4 protein-coding genes and 2 tRNA genes are annotated in these 4,228 nt (G+C 66.3%); all 6 read left to right on the forward strand.

The features are described 5' to 3' along the window. Positions 1–2: 2 nt before the first annotated feature. The 6 genes from AC07UW_RS14620 (at position 3) to AC07UW_RS14645 (ending at position 4,020) form a co-directional block, all read left to right on the forward strand. Positions 3–78, forward strand: a tRNA-Phe gene (locus tag AC07UW_RS14620). Between the two features lie 42 nt (positions 79–120). Next, a tRNA-Phe gene (locus AC07UW_RS14625) sits at positions 121–196 on the forward strand. A 100-nt stretch (positions 197–296) separates the two neighbouring features. Beyond that, positions 297–872: a hypothetical protein gene (locus AC07UW_RS14630; protein ID WP_495212299.1), complete on the forward strand. Its 576-nt coding sequence runs from the start codon at positions 297–299 to the stop codon at positions 870–872. A 100-nt stretch (positions 873–972) separates the two neighbouring features. Then, positions 973–1,524, forward strand: coding sequence for a lipocalin family protein (locus tag AC07UW_RS14635; protein ID WP_223495840.1), 552 nt, complete (start codon positions 973–975; stop codon positions 1,522–1,524). Between the two features lie 163 nt (positions 1,525–1,687). Next, entirely contained in the window at positions 1,688–2,164 is a 477-nt protein-coding gene (locus AC07UW_RS14640; protein ID WP_223495842.1) for an LEA/WHy family protein, read from the forward strand. 65 nt (positions 2,165–2,229) lie between these two features. Beyond that, on the forward strand, positions 2,230–4,020 hold the full coding sequence (locus AC07UW_RS14645; protein WP_191078734.1) for an acyl-CoA dehydrogenase C-terminal domain-containing protein: 1,791 nt from the start codon (positions 2,230–2,232) through the stop codon (positions 4,018–4,020). Positions 4,021–4,228 lie beyond the last annotated feature (208 nt).

Consider the following 4,228-nt stretch of genomic DNA (forward strand, 5'->3'; position numbering starts at 1 on the left):
GTGGCCGAGTAGCTCAGTTGGTAGAGCAGGGGATTGAAAATCCCCGTGTCGGCGGTTCGATTCCGTCCTCGGCCACCACTTTCGAAGACCTGCAGAAATGCGGGTCTTTTTTTTCTACATGGCCGAGTAGCTCAGTTGGTAGAGCAGGGGATTGAAAATCCCCGTGTCGGCGGTTCGATTCCGTCCTCGGCCACCATGTTCAAAGACCTGCAGAAATGCAGGTCTTTTTTTTGGCACATTCATTGTCGCAGGCACTGTAGTACCGTCCACGGTTCACTGCATGGAGCACTGATGACATGGACGACACCCTGGCCCTGCCCCGCCTGCAGCAGTCACTGCGCCGTCTGCAATACCTGGTTGCCGCATTGGCCACGCTGCTTCTGGTGCTCGCGGGCATGACGGGCTGGCTGCTGCTGCAACGGAACGCCCCGCTGCATGCCGACAGCATCAGCACGCAAAGGCTGCAGGTGCTGGACGATCGCGGCGTGGTACGTGTTCAGATCGGCCAGGATGCGGGCGACGACGACCGACGCAGCCGCGCCGCGGGCCTGCTCATCTTCGACCGCAGCGGTGTCGAGCGCGGCGGCCTGAGTACCTTTGAAGACGGCAGCACTGCTCTCGCCCTGGACGCCCCGCTGGGCATGGGGGACGCCCGTTGGCGCGACCGCGCCGGGCTGCGCGTGGACGCCAATGGCTCGGCCCAGCTGCTGCTGACCGACAACCTCACCCGTGGCGTGGTGCGCCTGCATTCGAAGGGCTCCGGCGGCGGCGGCATGGACACTTTCAGATGGGACATGTCCAACGGTACGTTGCACACACGTACCCTTACCTACGATGGCGACGAGCGCAGCCAACGCGCCTTCGACCTGTAGCTGACCGCCGGCGGCAGGCGCGATCCGGCGCCGCATGGAACTTTTACACCGGAATGCCGCCGCTGGCCTAAGCTCCAATCCTCCTGCCCGGAGCCGCCCCATGCACCTGCGCCCTGCCCTGCTCGCCTGCCTGCTGCTTTTCGCCGCATCGGCACTCGCCGCCGAGCCCGTGCGCGCCGTGAGCGAACTGGACATCGATCGCTATGCCGGCCAGTGGCACGAGATCGCCCACCTGCCGGTGTCGTTCCAGAAGCAGTGCGTGGGCGAGATCACTGCCAACTACGGGCTGCGTCGCGATGGCCGCATCAGCGTCACCAATGCCTGCCGCAAGGTGGATGGCGAGCGGGTTGTCGCCGAAGGCGTGGCGCGGCCCGTTGCGGGACAGCCCGGCCAGCTGCAGGTGCGCTTCGTTCCCGACTGGCTGAGCTGGGTGCCCCTGGTCTGGGCCGACTACTGGGTGATCGCGCTGGACCCGGACTACCAGTGGGCGATGGTCGGTGAGCCCGGCCACAAGTATCTGTGGATCCTCGCGCGCCTGCCGGAGATGGACCGCACCCTGTTCGACCGGCTCAAGGCAAAGGCCGAAGCGATGGGCTACGACCTCGCACCGCTGCGCATGATGGCGCCCCTGCGCGACACCCCCGCCGATTGAGGCGCAGTCCAACCGGCGCACGCCACGCTCGCAATCCGGCATCACGCACGCCTCGCGTGCATCTTCACGCGCTACCCTCTGTGGCGGGTCGCCGCAGGCGCTCCATTCCACCATACGCCGTAGTATGCTTATCCCACGCACTGCCCTCAGAGGACCTGCGCCCATGCTCCACCGCTTCCGTACCGTCTTGATCGTCCTGTGCACCCTGGCCCTGGTCGCTTGCGGCGATGGCATCGTCAAGCGTGTTTCGGAACCGGCCGCGAGCCTGCAGCAGCTGACCGTGCAGGCCAATGGCGACTGGACTGTCGCCCTGCGCCTGCAGAACTACAGTTCGATGCCGATGAGCTTCGACGATGTCGCACTGGTCTTGACCATCGGCGACACCGAAGCAGGCCCCCTGTCAGCCAAGCCGGGCATCTCCATCGGCGGCGTCTCCGCCGATGTCATCAACGTGAACTTCAAGCCCAGCCCGGCCGCACGCCTGGTGATCGCCGACGCGCTTGCCAGCAACCGCACCCTCGCCTATGGGCTGAAGGGCACGGTGTCGGCCACTCCGCAGGAAAAGAAGCAACGCACCTTCGATATCAGCAGCCGCAGCACGCTCAACCAGGCCCCGGGCCTGCCGGGCGTGCTGCGCTGATCTCCGCTTTCCGCCGCGACGCATCGCGCCGCTCCCCCTGTTACTGATCAAATCGAGACGCACCGATGAGCAGCTACACCGCCCCGCTTTCCGACCTTCGTTTCGGCCTGCACGATGTGCTGAAGGTCGAACCGCTGTTCGCCCGTCTTGGCTTCACCGACGCCACCGCCGATGTCGTCGATGCCGTGCTGGAAGAAGCCGGCCGCTTCAGCGCCAGCGTACTGGCCCCGCTCAACAGCGTGGGCGACGAGATCGGCTGCGTGCTCGACCAGGCCAGCGGCGAAGTGACCACGCCGCCCGGCTTCAAGCAGGCCTACGATCAGTTCGTCGACGGCGGCTGGACCGGCCTGACCGCATCGCCGGAACTGGGCGGCCAGGGCCTGCCGCACACGCTGGGCGTGCCACTCAATGAAATGATCAACGCCGCCAACCTGGCGTGGGGCAACTTCCCGCTGCTGTCGCACGGCGCCATCGAAGCGCTGAAGCAGCACGGCGAAGCCTGGCAGCACGAGGCCTTCCTGAAGCCGCTGATCGAGGGCCGCTGGACCGGCACCATGTGCCTGACCGAACCGCATTGCGGCACCGACCTGGGCCTGCTCAAGACCAAGGCCGAGCCGAACGCCGATGGCAGCTATTCGATCACCGGCACCAAGATCTTCATCACCGCCGGCGAGCACGACCTGACCGGCAACATCGTGCATCTGGTGCTGGCCAAGCTGCCCGATGCTCCCCCAGGCGCCAAGGGCATCTCGCTGTTCGTCACCCCGAAGTTCAAGGTCGACCGCGACGGCAACGTCGGTGAGCGCAACGCGCTGCGCTGCGGCTCGATCGAGCACAAGATGGGCATCAAGGGCTCGGTCACCTGCGTGATGAATTTCGATGGCGCGCAGGGCTACCTGGTCGGACAGCCGCACAAGGGCCTGCAGGCGATGTTCACCATGATGAACACTGCTCGCCTGGGTGTCGGCCTGCAGGGCATCGGCCTGTCCGAGCGCGCCTACCAGAACGCGCTGAAGTACAGCCGCGAGCGCCTGCAGTCGCGTTCGCTCAGCGGCGCCAAGTTCCCGGACAAGCCGGCCGACCCGATCCTGGTGCATCCGGACGTGCGTCGCATGCTGCTGACTATCAAGTCGCTGGTGGAAGGCAGCCGCCTGCTGGCGCTGCACGCTGCCACCCTGATCGACGTCGCCCACCATGCGGAAGATGCCGGTGAACGCGAGCGCGCTGACACCCTTGTGAGCTTCCTGACACCGATCTCCAAGGCCTGCCAGACCGAATGGGGCATCGAGAACACCTACAACGCCCTGCAGTGCTTCGGCGGCCATGGCTACATCCGCGAACACGGCATGGAACAGCTGGCCCGCGATGCGCGCATCACCACGCTGTATGAAGGCACCACCGGCATCCAGGCGCTGGACCTGATCGGCCGCAAAACCGCGTCCAGCCAGGGCGCTGGCCTGAAGCTGATGCTGGCCGAGATCGAGGCGTTCGCCAAGGCGAATGAAGGCAACGAGAGCCTGGCCGAGTTCATCGGCCCGCTGCGCGCCAAGGCCGCCGAATGGGGCAAGCTGACGATGGACGTGCTGCAGCGTTCGGCCGCCAATCCGGACGAACTGGGCGCAGCCAGCTACGACTACCTGTTCTATTCGGGTTATGTGGTGCTGGCCTACTGGTGGGCCCGCAGCGTTGCCGCCGCCGATGCCAGCGCACACGGTGCAGCATTCGCCCAGGGCAAGCGCGAGACCGCACGTTTCTACTTCGCCCGCGTGCTGCCGCGCACGCTCAGCCACGCCGCCGCCATCCAGGCGGGTGCCGCACCGCTGATGGCAATGGACGACGAACGCTTCGGCGCCTGAGCCGGGCCGCAGCCGGCACCCGGCACCCGGCACCCGGCACCCACGGTAGTGCCGGCCGCTGGCCGGCAACCGCAACAGCTGGAGCGACAGCAACAGCTGGTTTCCTGCGGGATGGCGGGGTGGGTCCAATTGCGGGGGACGCTGCAAGTACGTCCATGTAAGCTCGGTCGCCGCATCCATGCGGCTCACGCCCCCGCAACCGGACCCA

The organism is Stenotrophomonas sp. GW821-FHT02D01 (assembly GCF_059421765.1).

Bases quoted from the DNA above. Each gene is read 5' to 3' on its own strand.
- AC07UW_RS14630 (WP_495212299.1), top strand. From the start codon at position 297: ATGGACGACACCCTGGCCCTGCCCCGCCTGCAGCAGTCACTGCGCCGT.
- AC07UW_RS14635 (WP_223495840.1), top strand. From the start codon at position 973: ATGCACCTGCGCCCTGCCCTGCTCGCCTGCCTGCTGCTTTTCGCCGCA.
- AC07UW_RS14640 (WP_223495842.1), top strand. From the start codon at position 1,688: ATGCTCCACCGCTTCCGTACCGTCTTGATCGTCCTGTGCACCCTGGCC.
- AC07UW_RS14645 (WP_191078734.1), top strand. From the start codon at position 2,230: ATGAGCAGCTACACCGCCCCGCTTTCCGACCTTCGTTTCGGCCTGCAC.